Genomic DNA, 17,401 nt, shown 5'->3' on the forward strand with positions numbered 1-17,401 from the left:
ACACGATTCTGCAGATTGTCGGCATCGGCCCGGCGACGTCTACCCCGGCACTTGGAAAATAGCGTGTTGATGCAGGCAGCTCGCCATTTGCGAGCTGCCTGCAGAAACTTAGCGGAGATTAATCTTCGCCTTCTTCGTAGGCAACGGCCAATTTTCTCTGACCATTGGCCAACATGCCATACAGCCCTAGCTTGTGCCGCAAGACATTGCGGCTAATATCCAGCAGGCGCGCGGTTTGCACCTGGTTTTCTTCGCAAAACTCGAACGCCGTACGAATCACGGTTTCTTCGATAATATCGAACAACTTAGGCGGCGCTTGTTCGCACAAGCGTAGTAATGAACTTTCCAGCGAAGAGGTGGAAACCACGGGGCCGCTCTGCGAGACCCGTACCCCCGACAACTTAAAGTCCTCCGGACGCAAGCGATTGCCTGGGCAGACCAACAACGCCCTATGTACGGCATTTTCCAGCTCGCGAATATTGCCGGGCCAATCGTAATTTAACAAGGCCAACTCGGTGGAAGGCGACAGCTTGATTTCGGCGTAACCCAATCTATCGCCGTAGATTTTTAGAAAGTGTCTGGCCAAAGGCAAAATATCGCCCGGACGTTCCCGTAACGGCGACAGATGAATGGCCGCCACATTAAAGCGGTAATAAAGATCGGCACGAAAATGCGATGCCGCCACCGCTTCTTCCAAATTAACATTAGTAGCAGCGATGACTCTGACATCCACCGGCGAAGGCGTGCGCGAGCCCACCTTAACTACCTCTCTTTCCTGTAGCACTCGCAATAATTTCGCTTGCAAGCCCAGCGGTAAATCGCCGACTTCATCCAGAAACAAACTACCTTTATTGGCGGTTTCGAACCAACCTTCTTTAGTATTCAAGGCGCCGGTAAACGCACCTTTTTCGTGGCCGAACAATTCGCTTTCGATGAGATTTTCACTGAGTGCCGCGCAATTTAGAGCACCGAACGGTCCTTTGGCGCGCTTGCTAAGTGCATGTACATGCCTGGCCACCAATTCCTTGCCGGTGCCAGTCTCGCCAATGATCAGCACTGTCGCATCGCTGGGCGCGATCCGCTCGATATGCTCCAACAGCTTTCGTGAAACCGGATCCTCGAAAACCATCGCCGTGGCCCGCACCGTGTGCGACAACGATCGTAATTGCAATTCGTCAAATGCCAATAATGTCATACGGTTTCCCCTTTACTGCGAGCCACGTTGCCGCCACTCAAAAATAGTTCCATGAAATATCTTTTCCTAAGATGTCAAAAATAGTGATTCGTCAGCGGTATCACCAATGAGCTGCGAATACGCAAACGCCAAACAAAAATCAGCCTTACCCTGCCCAAAGTCGGTCAACACACCGGCACCTGCGCTGAGCACAGGCCAAAAAAAAAGCCAGCAGTCCTTTGGGGACAAACTGGCTTCCGGCGATCCGGTCAGCAGAAGTGAATGTTATGGAGACAAAATGCTCGGAAAATAGCAGCGAGATAACTGGCTCTAAGCACTGTTCATGCCACTTCGTATTTCTTGGTAAGAATAAGGGATTACGCGTTTTTGCGAAACACAAATGTTTCTACAGCAGCAGATATTGTTGATTTAGTGTTTGTATTTCAACAGTTTTGCGAAAATCCGAATGTTGTTTGCCCAGCATGACGCTTTTCCCAGTCATCCGGGCTTTTTCGGTTGCCGGAGTCATCCTAACCCCGCCATTCCGGCAATCAAAATAGGCCAATTACTCAACGGCCTGCACGTAAATCAACACTGTCTGCTGATGCCATGCTGATTACTCAGCCGATTCCAAACTATTTGCCGACTTACTCTCTTGCTTCGCCGCCTCGGCAACTTACGCTTGCGTGGTTAATGTGCCTGGACTGCAGGTGTCATTACTTAGTATTTCAGCGCTCGCCGCGCATGTTGGCACCTATATTGCCTGAGACTACTCTATCAAGGCTAAGTCGATACCGGCGAGCGGCTTAGCTAACACCATCAACTTTAAATCTTGGAGCAAAAAAATGGGCTTGAGTATTCCCCATCTATTAGTGGTTTTAGCGATTGTGATTTTAGTGTTCGGCACCAAACGCCTGAAAAGTGTCGGCGCAGACCTGGGCGATGCGATCAAGGGATTTCGGACGGCGGTGAAGGAAAGCGAAGAAGCCCAAGACACCAAAGCCATCACCCAACTCTACCAGGAAGAACTATCCGCTGACTTGATCAACGTACCCGACCGCAACAAGGCTTAATAGTCCAGTTTGCCTCCCCGCCTCCAAACACGCGCAAAACAGCAGCCTGTTAGCAAAGCAGCAGCGTTTGCTTGTCGCCTGCTGGTAGGGCAACAACACAGAACGCCTACCGAGCAAAAACTGCGCTGTTAACGTTCACCCAAACTCCAGCGCACGCCACGAACTATGCATCGAAAACCCTATGGAGATTGATTGGTATAGCTATTGCCTTACATAAACACGAAATTGCCTTTGCCGGCGAAACGATAGATTTAAAACCGGCCGGACCTCTCTAACCAATCGGATCTCCCGAGAAATCCATGTGGATCGTTAATATCGCTTTACGCCGTCCCTATACCTTTATCGTGGCGGCGCTGTTGATTCTGTTGTCTACACCCTATGTGTTGCGGAAAATGCCCACCGATATTTTCCCAACCATTGATATTCCGGTGGTAGCGATGCTCTGGCAATACAACGGCATGACCGCCAAGGAAATAGCCGACCGCTTGACCACCACGGTCGAGCGCTCCATGGCCTTGATCGACGGCATCGAACACAGTGAATCTTTGTCTTACAGCGGTGCGGCCGTAGTTAAAGTATTTTTCCATCCGGGCACGGACATCCGCACCGCCATCGCCCAGGTGATGTCCAGCAGCAACTCAGTTTACCGCTCGCTACCAACCAATGTGGCGCCGCCGCAAGTCATTCAATATTCGGCCGCCGACCTGCCGTTGGTGCAGTTGGGCATTTCCAGTAGCGTCGTCCCGGAAACCGATGTCAACGATCTGGTGAATAATATCGCCAGAACCGCGTTGCAATCCAAACCCGGCGTGGCAATGACGAATCCGTTCGGCGCGAAAAGCCGGCAAATTACGCTGGATGTCGATGCCCCGGCCCTGTTGGCGCGCGGCCTGTCGCCCGCCGATTTAAACGATACCCTGGCCGCGCAAAATCTGATCCTGCCCACCGGCACGGTAAAAATCGGCAGTAACGAATACGACGTCAGCCTGAATGGCGCGGTGGCGGCGATACCCCGGCTCGCCGACCTGCCGGTCCGCACCGTGAACGGTGTCACGACGCTGGTACGAGACGTCGCCACGGTGCGCGATGGCGCGGCACCGGTGACGACCATCGCCCGGCAAAACGGCGAACGCGGTATCTTGACCTCAATTTTCAAGGTGGGTCGTACCTCGACCCTGGAAGTGGTTGAACACGTCCGGCAAACCATTCCGAAAATGCTGGACCTGATGCCGGATGGCATCAATATGCGCTTGATGTTCGACCAGTCGCTATTCGTGAAGGCCGCCATCGGCAATGTGTTGCATGAAGCATTGATCGCCGCCGGCTTGACTGCCGCGATGATCTTGCTGTTCCTAGGCAACTGGCGCACCACCTGCATCATCGCGGTATCGATACCGCTGTCTATCATGTGCTCGCTGATTGCCTTGTATCTTGTCGGCGAAACCATCAATCTAATGACAATGGGCGGTTTGGCATTGGCGGTGGGGATTTTGGTGGACGACGCCACCGTGGAAATCGAAAACATCGAGCGGCAAATGCTGTTGGGAAAGAACCCGCATCAAGCCATCCTGGACGGCGCGGCGGAAATTGCGATGCCGGCGCTGGTCTCCACATTGTGCATCTGCATCGTGTTCGTACCGATGTTCTTCCTGTCCGGCGTGGCGCGCAGCCTGTTTGTGCCGATGGCGGAAGCGGTGGTATTCGCGATGCTGGCTTCCTACATTCTGTCGCGTACCCTGGTGCCGACGCTGGTGATGTACGTGATGTCCGGCCATCACGGCCATACCGATGCGCCGCCGACCAACGCACTGGCAAGAGGTTTTCAACGTCTGCATCACGCCTTCGAGCACGGCTTCGAACAGTTTCGCGGCCACTATCTGATCTTGGCCAGTCATTTACTCAAACACCGCTTGCGCTATAGCTCGGCAATTCTAGGCTTTTGCCTGGCATCGCTGGGCTTGGTCCCGCTATTGGGAGAAGACTTGTTTCCGGCGGTGGACGCCGGGCAGATTCGTCTGCACGTCCGCGCACCATCCGGCACCCGCATCGAGGAAATGCCGCAACACATCGATGCGGTGGAAAAAGTCATTCGCAGCATTATTCCCGCCGAAGAGATCGCCGATCTGCTCGACATTATCGGCGGCCCCTACAGCACCCGCAACACCTTATTCGGTAACTCCGGCACCGTGGAAACCGCCGACACCGAGATCATGATCTCGCTACGTCCCGGCGACCACGCCCCGAGCGCCGATTACATCAAACAGTTGCGCACGGAATTACCCGGCCGTTTTCCCGGTTTGGAATTTTTCTTCCAGCCCGCCGACCAGGTCAGCCAGACCTTGAATTTCGGCGTCCCCGCGCCTATCGACATCCAGTTCATCGGCGGCAAGCCGGAAGAAGTCATGCCGCAGGTCATCGCCTTGGAAAATCGTTTGCGGCAAATCCCCGGCATCGTCGATGCACATATTTACCAACGCATGAATCGGCCGGCGCTGGACCTGGAAATGAACCGCCAGCAGTTGCAACAACTGGGTTTGTCGGCCCGCGATCTGGCGCAAAACCTGTTGTTGACGCTCAGCGGCAGCATGCAAACCGCGCCGTCATTCTGGTTGAATCCGGCCAACGGCAATTCGGTCAATATCGGAGTGATGGGCAATCCGCTGGATTTCGATAACCTGGATGCCTTGATGCGCACCCCGGTCGGCGGCGGCAACGGCCAGCCGCAACTCCTCGGCAACCTGGTCAAACTAAAACGCACGGTAATGCCGGCCGCGGTGACTCACTACAACGCCAACAACGTATTTGATATTTACGCCGGCGTGGAAGACCGCGACCTGGGCTCGCTCAGTCAGGAGATCGAAACCTTGGTTACCGAGGCGCGTGAGCATCTGCCGCGCGGCGTCGAGCTGAATGTGCGCGGCCAGATCCAAACCCTGAACAGTTCGTTCACCGGTCTGGCTGCCGGCTTGGCCGTCGCGATTGTGTTGCTGTACCTGCTGCTAGTGGTGAATTTTCAATCCTGGCTGGACCCGATGATTATCGTCAGCGCCCTGCCCGCTGCGTTGGCGGGCATCGCCTGGACTCTGTTTTTGACCGGCACCACCTTGAGCATCCCGGCTTTGACCGGCAGCATCATGGCGATGGGCGTGGTCACCGCCAACAGTATCTTGCTGGTGTCTTTTGCCCGTACCCGGCTGGCGGCCGGCGTGCCGCCGGTAACGGCAGCGCTGGAAGCGGCGGCGACCCGGCTTAGACCGGTGCTGATGACCGCGTTTGCGATGATCGTCGGCATGTTGCCGATGGCTATCGGCTGGGGCGAAGGCGCCGAACAAAACGCGCCGCTGGGCCGCGCAGTGATCGGCGGTCTGGCCTTTGCCACCGTATCCACTTTACTGTTCGTTCCGCTGGTGTTTGCCGGCACCCACCGCTGGCTGGCGCATCGATTTTCGCATCGCACAAACTTTGTAACTCCCTAAAATCATATGAATAGCATCCCTTCATCAACCTTTGCGCGACCGTCCACCGACCATACGCACCGTACCCTTTTGGTAGTAAAACGGCTGGGTTTGGGGCTATTGTTATTGCTCCTGCTGGCCGGCGCCTGGCGCCTGGCACAGAACCTCCAGCAAGAGGAAACCTTGCAGGCGCAAACGGCGGCCAGCCAGCAGCGCAGCGTCATCGCGGCGCATTCCCGGCCTGGAGAAGCGACCCGCAAACTGGTGTTGCCTGCCAGCTTGCGCGGCAATACCGAAACCCAACTCTATGCGCGCAGCAACGGCTACTTAAGCGCCTGGCACAAAACCATAGGCGATCAGGTTAAGAAAGGCGACCTGCTGGCGGTCATCGACGTACCCGAGCTGGAACAGGAACTGGCGCAAGCGCGCGCCGCGCTGGCCCAGGTCAAAGCCCGGCTGGAACTGACACGCACCACCCTGCAGCGCTGGACGCAATTGAACGGCACCGACAGCGGCACCCAACAGGAATTCGACGAAAAACGCAGCGCGTTCCTGCAGGCCGAAGCCGATTTCTCTGCCGCGCGAGCCAATGTCAAACGCCTGGAAAATATTGAAGGCTACCGGCGCATCGTCGCCCCGTTTTCCGGCGTGATTACTCGGCGGGCGGTCGATGTCGGCAGTTTAATCGTCGCCGGCAGTCAGGAGTTATTTGCGTTAACCCAAACCGACCCGTTGCGGTTGACGGTTTGGGTGCCGCAAGTCTATGCCGACGACATCAAGGCCGGCCAGGAAGTCTCGGTAAGAGTGCTGGAATCGCAAGGCAAGCCGGTAAGCGCCCACGTGGATCATGTGGCCGGCGCGTTGGACCCGGTTAATCGTTCCCGGCAAGTGGATATTACCCTACCCAACAAGGACGGAAAGTTACTACCCGGCTCCTACGTCGAGATCTCGATCAACGTCGCCGGCAAATCCAGCCCCTTGGTAGTGCCGGCTAATGTGTTGGTGATCGATCAAGCCGGTCCGCATGTGGTAGTGGTCGACGCGGAACATCGTGTGGCGTTTCGTCCGGTAAAACTGGGCCGTGACTTTGGCCGCGAACTGGAAATATTGGAAGGCATCTCGGCCAGCGATACCTTGGTCGCCAGCCCCTCGGATCTGTTAGTGGAAGGCGAAACCGTGGGCGTGGTGGAAGCCCAAGCAAAACCGGCGGCGAAAGCCAAGGACAAAAGTCCGGCGAAATCGTGATACATTTCAACGCGTCGCGCGGTCTGTCGAGCCGGAGCCGCCGCGCACGTTTTTTCCTGCATTGACAGGATAGAAAACCCGGCTCAAACCGCGCTGCCGAGCAATTCATACTGTACTTCACTCAGTGGCAAACAACTTTTAACCCATAACAAGGAATTTTCATGGAACGTCGCGATTTTATTCGATTGAGTGCCGCCGGTGCGGCGGTAGGCATCATTGCCCCAACCCTAGCCCAGGCCGAAGCCGGCAAACAACCCACACCGCCGGGCGATGTGTTTTATACCAAGGACGCGCAAGGCCGCTGGGCCGGCAAAGCCGCGACGCATCTGCCGGAGGTTGAAGTCGTTAAAACCGACGGAAAAACCACCGTCAAAATCACCACGCCGCACGAAATGAAAGGTTACGAGCATTACATCGTCAAACATGTGCTGCTGGATAAAGACTACAAATTCCTGAACGAGCATATGTTCGATCCTAGCAAAGACCCCGTAGCCATTTCCGAATTCAGCCTGGCAGGCTACAGCGGCACGGTCTACGCATTGAGCCTATGTAACAAACACGATCTTTGGTTGAATAGCGCCGAGGTATAAAGTCATCAGATCGGCGATAACAAGGACGTTGTCGCCGTTTCGCCACTTACTTCCGTCAGAAGCTCCCGTGCATCAGCGGTCACGATCCAAAAAAGACGGTCAGCACTAATTTCATATCGAAAGAAGCGAAGATAGTGTCCACTTATCATCAGGTGGACACTTATGAAGGAGCACACTACTCGCTTATCGCGACCATTGATTGTAGGACACGGGCGAGATGGCCGATGTCTTTATGATCCGGAAGCGAAACGGGAGTTGGTCCGAATCTGTTTGCAACCGGGTATATCTGTGGGCGCAAATGACCGACTCCGGCCCACCGATCCGACTGTTCAGCTACACGCCCGGTCGTGGCGGAAGTCATGCGCAACCCCTCTATGAAGGCATCCAGCCTGGCACCGTTTTCATGAGCGACGGCTATGAGGTGTATAACGCTATTGCAGCGGTGCGCGGTGCCGAACAGCGTGGGCAACAGCGCCAACAGTTAAGCAAGCCGGTATTGGCCAAGATCGAAGGCTTGCTGGTCGCGCATCTGCATGGAGTCACGCCCGACAGTTTGCTGGGCAAGGCCTTGCATTATCTGTCGTCGCAATGTCCGAAACTGATCCGCTTTGTCGACAACGGCGCCTGGCCCATCGACAACAACCTCTGCGAGAACGCATACGCCCGTTCGTCGTCGGTCACCGTAACTGGTTATTCTGCGACACGGTGGCTGGTGCCCAGGCCAGCGCCAATCTCTACTCGCTAATCGAAACCTGTAAAGCCAACCAAATCGAACCCTACACCTATCTTGTGGCATTGTTCCGTCAGTTACCTCTATCCAAAACCGTCGAAGACCTTGAGGCATTGCTGCCTTGGCGACTCGTCGAGCCAAAATCCCTATAAACTGCTACGGTGTTGGCTTTGTTTAAAAAATCAATCGCGTGGTTTAAAAGGCGCACACGATTTTTTGATTAGGCGTGGCTATGGACCTTACTGCGAAATGGCGTCAGCATATTGCTGCGTGGTAACGCAGTAGGTTGTCGCAAGCCGAGTATTGTGCGCAGCAGGAAATCAATATTCGTACATTCACGGCATGATTAAGTGATTATCGCAAAGGGCCGGTGACAGAGCCGGTGGTTTTAGTGCCGGGGCAGGTTAGGCCGGCTGAGCCTACTTCTGTGGCGGTACCTGCGGCGGCAGCTATGGCCTTTACCCATGGCCACGGTCATCGACTGGCGCTTTCGTCTTCGGTTTCGGCGGGTTGGGTAGCTGAGTGCTTACAATGTCTGGCTTGACCGATTACCCTGCACAGATTTGGTTGGCTGCGGCGCCGGTCAACATACCTACAGGGCACAAGTGCAGCATGGCCTGGATGGCTAGTCGACCATCGCGCAGCAGAGTCTGGGTCACTCACCCTGCGCCGGATCGGCGTTTATTTTTCGCAGCCGAGTGGGTAATCGGTTGAGGCTGTTGTTGTGGGATGGCATTGGCGTTTGGCTGTGTCAGCGGCGTTTATATCAGGGCGGCTTTATCTGGCCCAGGATTGGCGATGCGGTGTTTGCACTGACGCAGGCACAATGGCAGTGGTTGATTACCGGCGTCGATTGACAGCTGTTATCCGCTTGGCCCCAAGCAGACTGACAAGTTTGAATGGGGGGTCAAAATAGGGTCGTACAAAACTACTAAAGCCCCGTCATATCAAGGCTTTGAAAGGGGGTGCGGTATAATAACCCAATGAATCCGCAGGCAAAACTTGAGCAATAGCATCTAGCACCGGCTACCAAAACCGAAGTGGCGGCAGTGCTTCAGGCGTAAATCGATCAGGCAATCCGGGATGCCAAAGCGATCCAAAGCAAAGACGCCACGTTTTACGCTAAAGACATCAAAATTGGCGCGCTGCCCCATTTACAAGCGCAGCCGCTTCAGTACCATGAGCGAAGCCCTGGCCCCGCTGCAGCGGGATGTGTTCGAGGAAACCTGGAATACTGACATCTCGGCAATTGATGAAGAAGTCGAACAACTGCGCGATGATCAGTCCTGCGACACTGTTGATTTGCCGTTCAAGCCGGAGACACCTGGTAATGCTCTGAAGCCTACGGAATATAAAGCTCCGTGACTTTTTAGGGCGTTCTTAACGGGACACTAGTGACTTGAAGGATAAAAAATGAGCAAAATATTTTTTAAGATCGACGATCTGTACGAACGCTACAAAAAACCTAAGCGTACAATCTATCGATGGATGAAAGTTGATGAATGTCCATTCCCTGCGCAGAAGATTAGACAAAAAGGTACTACCTGTCTTTGTGATCCGGAGGACGTCGTCTGGGAAGAATCTACGATATAATTCCAGTATTTTCCGGCAATTCAAATCGTATTGTCGGAAGTGTACTTTTAATTTTGTGTGCATAACCGTGTACATAATTATGCAAATCCAAACAAAGTAACCAATGGAATCCCCAGAATATAAGCGACGACGCACTTTCGCCATCATCTCCCACCCCGACGCAGGTAAAACCACAATCACCGAAAAACTGCTTCTATTTGGCGGCGCGATTCAGTTGGCCGGCTCGGTAAAAGGCCGTAAAGCCGCACGTCATGCCACCTCCGACTGGATGGAAATGGAAAAAGAGCGCGGGATTTCCGTGACCACCTCGGTCATGCAGTTCGAGCATAACGGCTGCATCATTAATTTGCTGGATACACCTGGTCACGAAGACTTTTCCGAAGATACTTACCGCACTTTGACAGCAGTCGATTCGGCATTGATGGTTATCGACGTGGCTAAGGGTGTAGAGGACAGGACCATCAAACTGATGGAAGTCTGCCGCTTGCGCGACACGCCGATTCTGACTTTCATCAATAAGCTGGACCGCGAAGGCCGCGAACCCATTGAACTGCTCGATGAAGTCGAAAGTGTTTTGAAAATCCAATGCGCGCCGATGACCTGGCCGATTGGCATGGGCAAACGCTTCAAAGGGGTTTACCAGCTTTATAAAGACGAGATCTTGCTGTTCAGTCCGCACCATGGCGGCCGGATAGCCAAAGCCGAGATCATCAAAGGCTTGAATAATCCCAAACTCGACGAACTATTGGGGTATCAAGCGGAAGAATTGCGCGACGAGATCGAACTGGTTAAAGGTGCCAGCCACGAATTCGATCACGACAAATATTTGGCTGGCGAACAAACACCGGTGTTTTTCGGCTCAGCGATCAATAACTTTGGCATTATCGAATTGCTGGATGCATTCGCGGAATACGCGCCGGGTCCGCGCTCGCGGCAAGCCGAGCAACGCGAAGTATTGCCTAATGAAGAAAAGTTCACCGGTTTTGTGTTTAAAATCCAAGCAAATATGGACCCGGCTCACCGCGACCGGGTGGCATTTATGCGAATTTGCTCCGGTAAATTCGATAAGGGTATGAAGGTCAATCATGTGCGGGTCGGTAAAAATATCCAGGTCGCCAACGCCATTACCTTTCAAGCCGACAGCCGGAAAAATGTCGAAGAAGCTTATCCGGGCGACATCATAGGGCTACACAACCATGGCACGATTCAGGTCGGCGATACTTTTACCCAAGGCGAAACCCTAAAATTTGGCGGTATCCCTTACTTCGCGCCGGAACTTTTCCGGCGCGTGGTGCTAAAAGACCCTTTGAGGGCAAAGGCATTGCAGAAAGGTCTGATTCAATTGACCGAAGAAGGCGCCACGCAGTTATTCAAACCACTTAAGAATAATGACTTAATCCTGGGTGCGGTAGGTATCTTGCAGTTCGATGTCACCGCGCACCGTTTGAAAAACGAATATAGCGTCGAATGTGCTTATGACGTATCGCCGATCAACACCGTGCGCTGGATTAGCTCTAAAAATCCCGCGAAATTGGAAGAATTTAAAAACAAAGCCTTCGAAAACTTGGCTGAAGATGGCGGCGGCTATTTGGTTTATCTGGCCAGTAGCCGGGTCAATTTACAATTAACCCAAGAACGCTGGCCGGATATAAACTTTAGTCAGACTAGAGAACTTTAACAGCGCATGCAATGCCAATAGTTTAGTTTGGGATCTTGCAGAATCGCTAAGGCTTAGCGATTCCTGCGAACCTTTTTTAAGCCCGCATACCCGTTAAAAATCACGTCTCAAATACCACCGGCAATCGCTGGCTACAGGCGAAAACACTCTCGCCGCGACACCCCTAGCGCAAAATGCCACCTCAAAAAAACATCGCTAAATACTTAATAATTATAGAAATATTTGCACAAGGGATATACACTGCAAGCGACAATCCGATAAAGACCTGACTTTAAGCAAAATCCGCAGGAGTAAGCTTATGCGCACACTGTACTATAGTCACCCGGATTTTTTGGGCCATGACACCGGCGTAGCCCATCCAGAGAGCGTCGACCGGCTCCATGTGATCGAACAAGCTTTATCCAGTCCTGAATTTAACGGACTGCAGAGAGTAGAGCCCATTATTCCCGCCGATATTCAAGACAAGATTGGCTTGGTACACAGCAAAGCCATGATCGCCAAAGTGTTGGCAAGCATTCCCACGCAAGGACTGGCGAACCTGGACGCCGACACCGTAGTATCACCCGGCTCGAAACAAGCAGCGCTGCGCGCAGTGGCCGCAGTGTGCGATGCGGTAGATAAAATCTGTAGCGGCCAAAATGCCAGAGCTTTTTGCGCATTACGGCCACCGGGCCATCATGCGATGCCGGATTATGCGATGGGGTTTTGCCTGTTCAATAACATTGCAATTGCCGCTGAATACGCAAGAGCCCAATACGAATTAAAGCGTATCGCCATCGTCGATTTCGACGTTCATCACGGTAACGGCACACAAGCGGCATTTTACGAACAGCCGCAAGTGCTCTATGCCTCCAGCCATCAATGGCCGCATTATCCGGGCACCGGTCATCCTTCGGAAAACGGCGTCGGCAATATTATCAATGTCCCCCTGCCTTCCGGCAGCGGTAGTGAAGTGTTCCGGGAAAAGTATCAGCAAACCATTTTGCCGGCGGTGAAAGCATTCAATCCGGAGCTGATTTTGATTTCGGCAGGCTTCGACGCCCATCGGGACGACCCCTTAGCCTCGCTGGATTTACTGGAACAAGATTATCGCTGGATAAGCAATGAGTTGATCGCTATTGCCGATACCTGCTGTCAAGGCCGAATCATTTCCGCGCTGGAAGGTGGTTATAACTTGAGGGCCTTAGCAAACAGCGTCGCTGTACACGTAAGCAGTTTGATGGGTTTAGAAATCAGAGGCGAATAATCCCGCCTCTGATCAACGGTGCCGCGTTTATTGCAGATTAGGCAAGGTATAAACGTAGTCGCTGTCTTTCATGGGTAAATGACAGGCAAAACACGGTGCGGATTTTTCCTGATCCAGCATTTTTAAGGTTTCGCCTTCCCAGATGCCAAAACCCCAGCCGCCGGTTTCTGCGTATTTCTTGCTATCTTTCACCATCGCTTCGGCGGCAGTGAATTCGCCGGGTACGGTCGCTTGTTCCCAGTTGGGATGCTTTCTTTCGGCCCACTTAATTTTGGCGATAATACTGCCGTCCGGCCAAGGTTTGACTTTGCCGGCACGGGCGGCATTGATAGCCACATGGTTACCCACTATGGCCCGTATACTGTTTTTGTCGCTGCGCAAAGACACACCCAGCAAGCGCCAGTCGCGGTACTCGCCATGTTCCGGTTTAGCAGTGGGCTTTGTGTCTGCGCAAGCCATGTTAAACGGCATTAAAACCGCAGCGGCCAAACATAAGCCGCTGAAAATAGTTTTGGTCATTTTCTCGTTCTCCTTTATCTGCAATGGGTACTAAGCCTTAATTATACGCCGGCGAGTTTAACGATTAACGCAATTGCTGCTAACGCGCGCGTTCCAGTCGTACAAACCTAACTGACGAGGACAGTTTATTAGCAATAAAACCAGCACAAACAGCGGGTTTCCGTGCTAATCCGCCTACAGCAATCGACTCCGGCATGCTACCATTTTGCGAACTTTATCACGCAATGCACAGCACTATTTTCGAAAGGAATTCGCCATGTCCGGCAACAAACAACAATTACCGTCCATTTTCTTCTGGGCTTGTGTGGCCCTAACCGGCGCCTTCTCCCTGGGCGGAATTGCATTACAACGCGGCGAAAGCATCAACAGCATGTGGTTGATCGTCGCGGCAATTTGCATCTATGCCTTGGGCTATCGTTTCTATAGCGCGTTTATTGCCACTAAAGTGCTAGTGCTGGATGCCAGCCGCGCCACGCCCGCCGAGCGTTTCGACGATGGTCGCGACTTTATGCCCACCCATAAATGGGTAGTATTCGGCCACCATTTTGCGGCAATCGCCGGCCCCGGCCCATTGATCGGCCCAACTCTGGCCGCGCAATTCGGTTATTTGCCCGGTACTTTATGGATTTTGATCGGGGCGGTGCTGGGCGGCTGCGTGCAGGATTTTGTCACGCTGTTTTTCTCGATACGCCGCGACGGCCGCTCCTTGGGACAAATGGCCAAAGACGAACTCGGCGCGATAGGCGGTACAGCGGCGATGCTGGGAGTGATGATGATCATGGCCATTCTGATCGCGGTACTGGGCTTAGTGGTGGTCAACGCAATGAAACACAGCCCATGGGCCACCTCCACCGTGGCAGCGACGATCCCGATTGCAATGTTGATGGGCCTGTATTTACATCAATTAAGACCGGGCCGGGTGGCTGAAGCCACGCTGATTGGCGTTTCCTTGCTGATTTTTGCGGTGTTGGGAGGCGGCTGGATCGATAACAATCAGACCCTACGCGGTTGGTTCGATTACGACGCGCCGCAACTGGCACTGATGGTGATCTTGTATGGCTTTGCGGCGGCGGTAATGCCAGTCTGGCTATTACTAGCACCAAGGGATTATTTATCCACCTTCATGAAGTTGGGCACCATCAGTGCGTTGGCAATAGCCATCGTCGTGTTGCGCCCGGAATTGAAAATGCCCGCCCTCACCCAGTTTATCGACGGCAGCGGCCCGATTTTCGGCGGCAAGCTGTTTCCGTTTGTATTTATAACCATCGCTTGCGGCGCCATCTCCGGCTTCCATGCCTTAATTTCCTCCGGCACCACGCCCAAGTTACTGGCTAACGAACAGGACGCCCGCTTCATCGGTTACGGCGCGATGATGATGGAATCCTTTGTCGCCATCATGGCGATGATCGCCGCCACGGTACTGGAGCCAGGCGTGTATTTCGCAATTAACAGCCCGGCCGGCGTCGTCGGCAAGGAAGCGGTCGATGCGGTTGCCAAAATCAGCAGTTGGGGCTTTCCGGTCGGCGTCGAACAAATGCAGCATTTGGCGCAGACCATGGGCGAGTCCACGCTATTTGCCCGCACCGGCGGCGCACCGTCGCTGGCGGTGGGCATGGCCAGCTTGTTCGCGCAGGTATTTGGCGAGCATTTGTTGGCGGCCTGGTATCACTTCGCCATCATGTTCGAGGCCTTGTTTATATTAACCACCCTGGACGCCGGCACCCGCGTTGCCCGTTTCATGTTGCAAGACATGTTGGGCAACTTCAATATCGGTCTCGGCAAAACCAGCAGCTATCCCAGCATCTTACTGAGCAGCGGTTTAGTCGTCGGCGCCTGGGGCTATTTTCTGTACATGGGCACCATCGACCCATTAGGCGGCATCAACAGCTTGTGGCCCTTATTCGGCATCGCCAACCAAATGCTGGCAGCCATAGCCTTATGCGTCGCCACCACGATTTTGGTGAAATCCGATAAATTAAAATACGCGTGGGTCACCGCCCTGCCCTTGTCCTGGCTAATCATCGTCACCAGCACCGCCGCCTGGGAAAAACTGTTTGCTACCGACCTGCGCGTTGGCTTTTTAGCGCACGCAGCCGACCTATCCGCCAAACTGGCCAGCGGTTCCCTGCCGGCCGAGCAAGTCAAAAACGCCCCACACCTGATTTTCAACGACTATTTAAATGCCGCTTTAACCAGCTTGTTCATGCTTATCACCTGGCTTTTACTGGCCGATACCCTGCGGGTGATCTACTGCATCATCTCCGGCAAAAACTACCCACAATCCAGCGAGTCGGCACATATTCCCAGCCGATTGATTGAGGAATGGGTGAGGGATTAGAATTTTTCAGTATCGATCTGCTCCCTGGAACGACTTGATCGCGATGATTGATTTAGTTGGGATTAGTCTAAATTCAATCCGCCAATTTGATGAACCGATTTCGATTAAATCACACAGTGATGATCCAAAATGAACCTAAACAAACGCGTAGATACTCTGTTCAAAAGCAACAAATTTCATCATCTTTTACTCAGCGATGATCGATTCAGGGATGGCATAAAACCGTGTGTTATCGAACGGCTGGTCGTGCTTCAACATGCCATGGATCGCATGCAACAATTTACGCATGACAGCGCAGACAGCTTGTAACGGTTTCTTGCCGTTGTCGATCAGATGCTGGAAATACGCCCGCACATGCGGGTCATGTTGTTTGGCACTTAAGGCCGGCATATACAGCGCGGAGCGAATGTGCCGGTTACCGGCCTTGGACAGCCGCATTTTCTTGTGTACGCTTTTGCCGGATTCAAACGCCTTGGGATCGAGTCCGGCAAACTTAACCCATTCGCGATGCGACAGATTGGGCGGCAATAACAGCAGTTCGCCCATCAAGGCAATGGCGCTGGTTTGGGCAATGCCTTTGATCCCGGTCAGTAGCTCAAATATTCGCTGAAGTTCAGGATGCTGGTCGATTAAATCCATCGCTTCGTCTGTCAGGGTATCGATGCGTTTTTCCAATTGACTGACCGCCAGTTTGGCATCGCGCAGTAGAGCCTTCGGGGTTTCCTGAGTGGCGCTCAGCGCATGCAGATGATTCTTCGCGGCGGCCTTCTGACCGGTTAGCGCGTCGATACGGCGCGCATAGCCGCGCAAAGTCAGAGTCTGATTCGAAGGGCGAGTCCAAGCCACAAAATCCATGCGCTCGACATATTCGGCCAGGGTGTTGGCATCGACGGCGTCTGTTTTACTGTTTTTCATCAAGACCTTGGCAAAATTATGCGAGGCCTTGGGATTAACCACCATCACGGGAATACCGGCGTCATGCAGCGCAATTGCCAGATCGAAATGGTAAATGCCGGTGGCTTCCAGACACACCTTGATGCCGGATAATTTGATCAGCTTATTGACCAACCGGGTACGGTCGCTACGGGTATTGGCATATTTTTGCGGATCGAACGGCTTGCCATTCTTACGGATCACTAATACCAATTCATCGGCGCCCACATCCACGCCGGCAAACAGGCGATGGACAGATTCAGCGGTAGTGTTGAGCGGGCGGTTCGTCATAATCGTTTTTGAATACAGTTAAAGGGAAGTACACTATTCATCGGTTCCCGACCCTGCACATGCACCTACCTTCCTTGTGTATGCAGGCTCTTAGCCTCGGATACTCCACGGTATGGGTGAATAGGGCGGGGGCCAATCTACACGGACAGGCTCTGGTAAACTACCAGTCCTCAGGGTGGGACGGCCTCCCAATGAACGATGACAGCTTAATCGGTTTTTCTGCGCTATCGGTTGTTAAAATTCATCATACAAGGGTGGGCAATGCTTTTCTGCCCACCGATATAGACAGCGGCTTTAATCCCGCGTGGGCACAAAAACCGTGCCCACCCGGCTTACTCGAGTTTTCAGAATTATGTCAAGCAAGGAATTTATCCCGAAAACTGGGGTAGCGTTGTGCCGTTAGATATTGAAGGAATTGAATAACTCGAAAGATGCGCCGCCCGTTGGTTGGCGCATCCTACTGGCTAGGTTGTGCGGCAGTGCAACGAAAGGAGCCGGATCAGCCGAATATTAATTCTATGTTTATTTGTCTTGTA

General features: G+C 53.3%; 12 protein-coding genes and 1 pseudogene. 10 read left to right on the top strand and 3 right to left on the bottom strand.

All coding sequences use genetic code 11. The features are described 5' to 3' along the window. Positions 1 to 118: 118 nt before the first annotated feature. Positions 119 to 1,195: a sigma-54 interaction domain-containing protein gene (locus EBA_RS11945; protein WP_192374923.1), complete on the bottom strand. Its 1,077-nt coding sequence runs from the start codon at positions 1,193 to 1,195 to the stop codon at positions 119 to 121. 824 nt (positions 1,196 to 2,019) lie between these two features. Between EBA_RS11945 and EBA_RS11950 the strand changes: the two genes are divergently transcribed. From EBA_RS11950 to EBA_RS11995, 9 genes and pseudogenes are all read left to right on the top strand, one after another. After that, positions 2,020 to 2,247 (top strand): Sec-independent protein translocase subunit TatA, encoded by a 228-nt coding sequence (locus EBA_RS11950; protein WP_192374924.1) that lies wholly within the window; start codon positions 2,020 to 2,022, stop codon positions 2,245 to 2,247. A 299-nt stretch (positions 2,248 to 2,546) separates the two neighbouring features. Beyond that, on the top strand, positions 2,547 to 5,723 hold the full coding sequence (locus tag EBA_RS11955) for an efflux RND transporter permease subunit (RefSeq protein WP_192374925.1): 3,177 nt from the start codon (positions 2,547 to 2,549) through the stop codon (positions 5,721 to 5,723). Between the two features lie 6 nt (positions 5,724 to 5,729). Further along, positions 5,730 to 6,947, top strand: a complete 1,218-nt coding sequence (locus tag EBA_RS11960; protein ID WP_192374926.1) for an efflux RND transporter periplasmic adaptor subunit — start codon at positions 5,730 to 5,732, stop codon at positions 6,945 to 6,947. 161 nt (positions 6,948 to 7,108) lie between these two features. Then, positions 7,109 to 7,537 carry a desulfoferrodoxin family protein gene (locus EBA_RS11965; protein WP_192374927.1) on the top strand — a complete coding sequence of 143 codons (429 nt, stop codon included), beginning with the start codon at positions 7,109 to 7,111 and terminating at the stop codon, positions 7,535 to 7,537. Between the two features lie 226 nt (positions 7,538 to 7,763). Further along, positions 7,764 to 8,419: pseudogene (locus EBA_RS11970) on the top strand (IS66 family transposase); the annotation flags it as partial. Between the two features lie 531 nt (positions 8,420 to 8,950). Then, on the top strand, positions 8,951 to 9,124 hold the full coding sequence (gene tnpB, locus EBA_RS11980) for an IS66 family insertion sequence element accessory protein TnpB (RefSeq protein WP_229427876.1): 174 nt from the start codon (positions 8,951 to 8,953) through the stop codon (positions 9,122 to 9,124). A gap of 322 nt (positions 9,125 to 9,446) precedes the next feature. After that, positions 9,447 to 9,632, top strand: coding sequence for a hypothetical protein (locus EBA_RS11985; protein WP_225616206.1), 186 nt, complete (start codon positions 9,447 to 9,449; stop codon positions 9,630 to 9,632). A 331-nt stretch (positions 9,633 to 9,963) separates the two neighbouring features. Continuing rightward, complete coding sequence (locus EBA_RS11990; protein ID WP_192374928.1) at positions 9,964 to 11,538, top strand: peptide chain release factor 3; 1,575 nt, start codon at positions 9,964 to 9,966, stop codon at positions 11,536 to 11,538. A gap of 298 nt (positions 11,539 to 11,836) precedes the next feature. Continuing rightward, positions 11,837 to 12,784, top strand: coding sequence for a histone deacetylase family protein (locus EBA_RS11995; protein WP_192374929.1), 948 nt, complete (start codon positions 11,837 to 11,839; stop codon positions 12,782 to 12,784). Between the two features lie 27 nt (positions 12,785 to 12,811). Here the strand turns inward: EBA_RS11995 and EBA_RS12000 are convergent, their stop codons facing one another. Continuing rightward, positions 12,812 to 13,303 (bottom strand): cytochrome P460 family protein, encoded by a 492-nt coding sequence (locus EBA_RS12000; protein ID WP_192374930.1) that lies wholly within the window; start codon positions 13,301 to 13,303, stop codon positions 12,812 to 12,814. A gap of 256 nt (positions 13,304 to 13,559) precedes the next feature. Between EBA_RS12000 and EBA_RS12005 the strand changes: the two genes are divergently transcribed. Continuing rightward, positions 13,560 to 15,641, top strand: a complete 2,082-nt coding sequence (locus EBA_RS12005) for a carbon starvation CstA family protein (RefSeq protein ID WP_192374931.1) — start codon at positions 13,560 to 13,562, stop codon at positions 15,639 to 15,641. 186 nt (positions 15,642 to 15,827) lie between these two features. Here EBA_RS12005 and EBA_RS12010 read toward each other — a convergent pair whose 3' ends face one another. Next, entirely contained in the window at positions 15,828 to 16,865 is a 1,038-nt protein-coding gene (locus EBA_RS12010) for an IS110 family RNA-guided transposase (protein WP_192374932.1), read from the bottom strand. Positions 16,866 to 17,401: the final 536 nt, after the last annotated feature.

The organism is Methylomonas albis (assembly GCF_014850955.1).
In the GTDB taxonomy this organism is placed as follows: Bacteria; Pseudomonadota; Gammaproteobacteria; order Methylococcales; family Methylomonadaceae; genus Methylomonas; species Methylomonas albis.

Bases quoted from the DNA above. Each gene is read 5' to 3' on its own strand.
- EBA_RS11945 (WP_192374923.1), bottom strand. From the start codon at position 1,195: ATGACATTATTGGCATTTGACGAATTGCAATTACGATCGTTGTCGCAC.
- EBA_RS11950 (WP_192374924.1), top strand. From the start codon at position 2,020: ATGGGCTTGAGTATTCCCCATCTATTAGTGGTTTTAGCGATTGTGATT.
- EBA_RS11955 (WP_192374925.1), top strand. From the start codon at position 2,547: ATGTGGATCGTTAATATCGCTTTACGCCGTCCCTATACCTTTATCGTG.
- EBA_RS11960 (WP_192374926.1), top strand. From the start codon at position 5,730: ATGAATAGCATCCCTTCATCAACCTTTGCGCGACCGTCCACCGACCAT.
- EBA_RS11965 (WP_192374927.1), top strand. From the start codon at position 7,109: ATGGAACGTCGCGATTTTATTCGATTGAGTGCCGCCGGTGCGGCGGTA.
- EBA_RS11985 (WP_225616206.1), top strand. From the start codon at position 9,447: ATGAGCGAAGCCCTGGCCCCGCTGCAGCGGGATGTGTTCGAGGAAACC.
- EBA_RS11990 (WP_192374928.1), top strand. From the start codon at position 9,964: ATGGAATCCCCAGAATATAAGCGACGACGCACTTTCGCCATCATCTCC.
- EBA_RS11995 (WP_192374929.1), top strand. From the start codon at position 11,837: ATGCGCACACTGTACTATAGTCACCCGGATTTTTTGGGCCATGACACC.
- EBA_RS12000 (WP_192374930.1), bottom strand. From the start codon at position 13,303: ATGACCAAAACTATTTTCAGCGGCTTATGTTTGGCCGCTGCGGTTTTA.
- EBA_RS12005 (WP_192374931.1), top strand. From the start codon at position 13,560: ATGTCCGGCAACAAACAACAATTACCGTCCATTTTCTTCTGGGCTTGT.
- EBA_RS12010 (WP_192374932.1), bottom strand. From the start codon at position 16,865: ATGACGAACCGCCCGCTCAACACTACCGCTGAATCTGTCCATCGCCTG.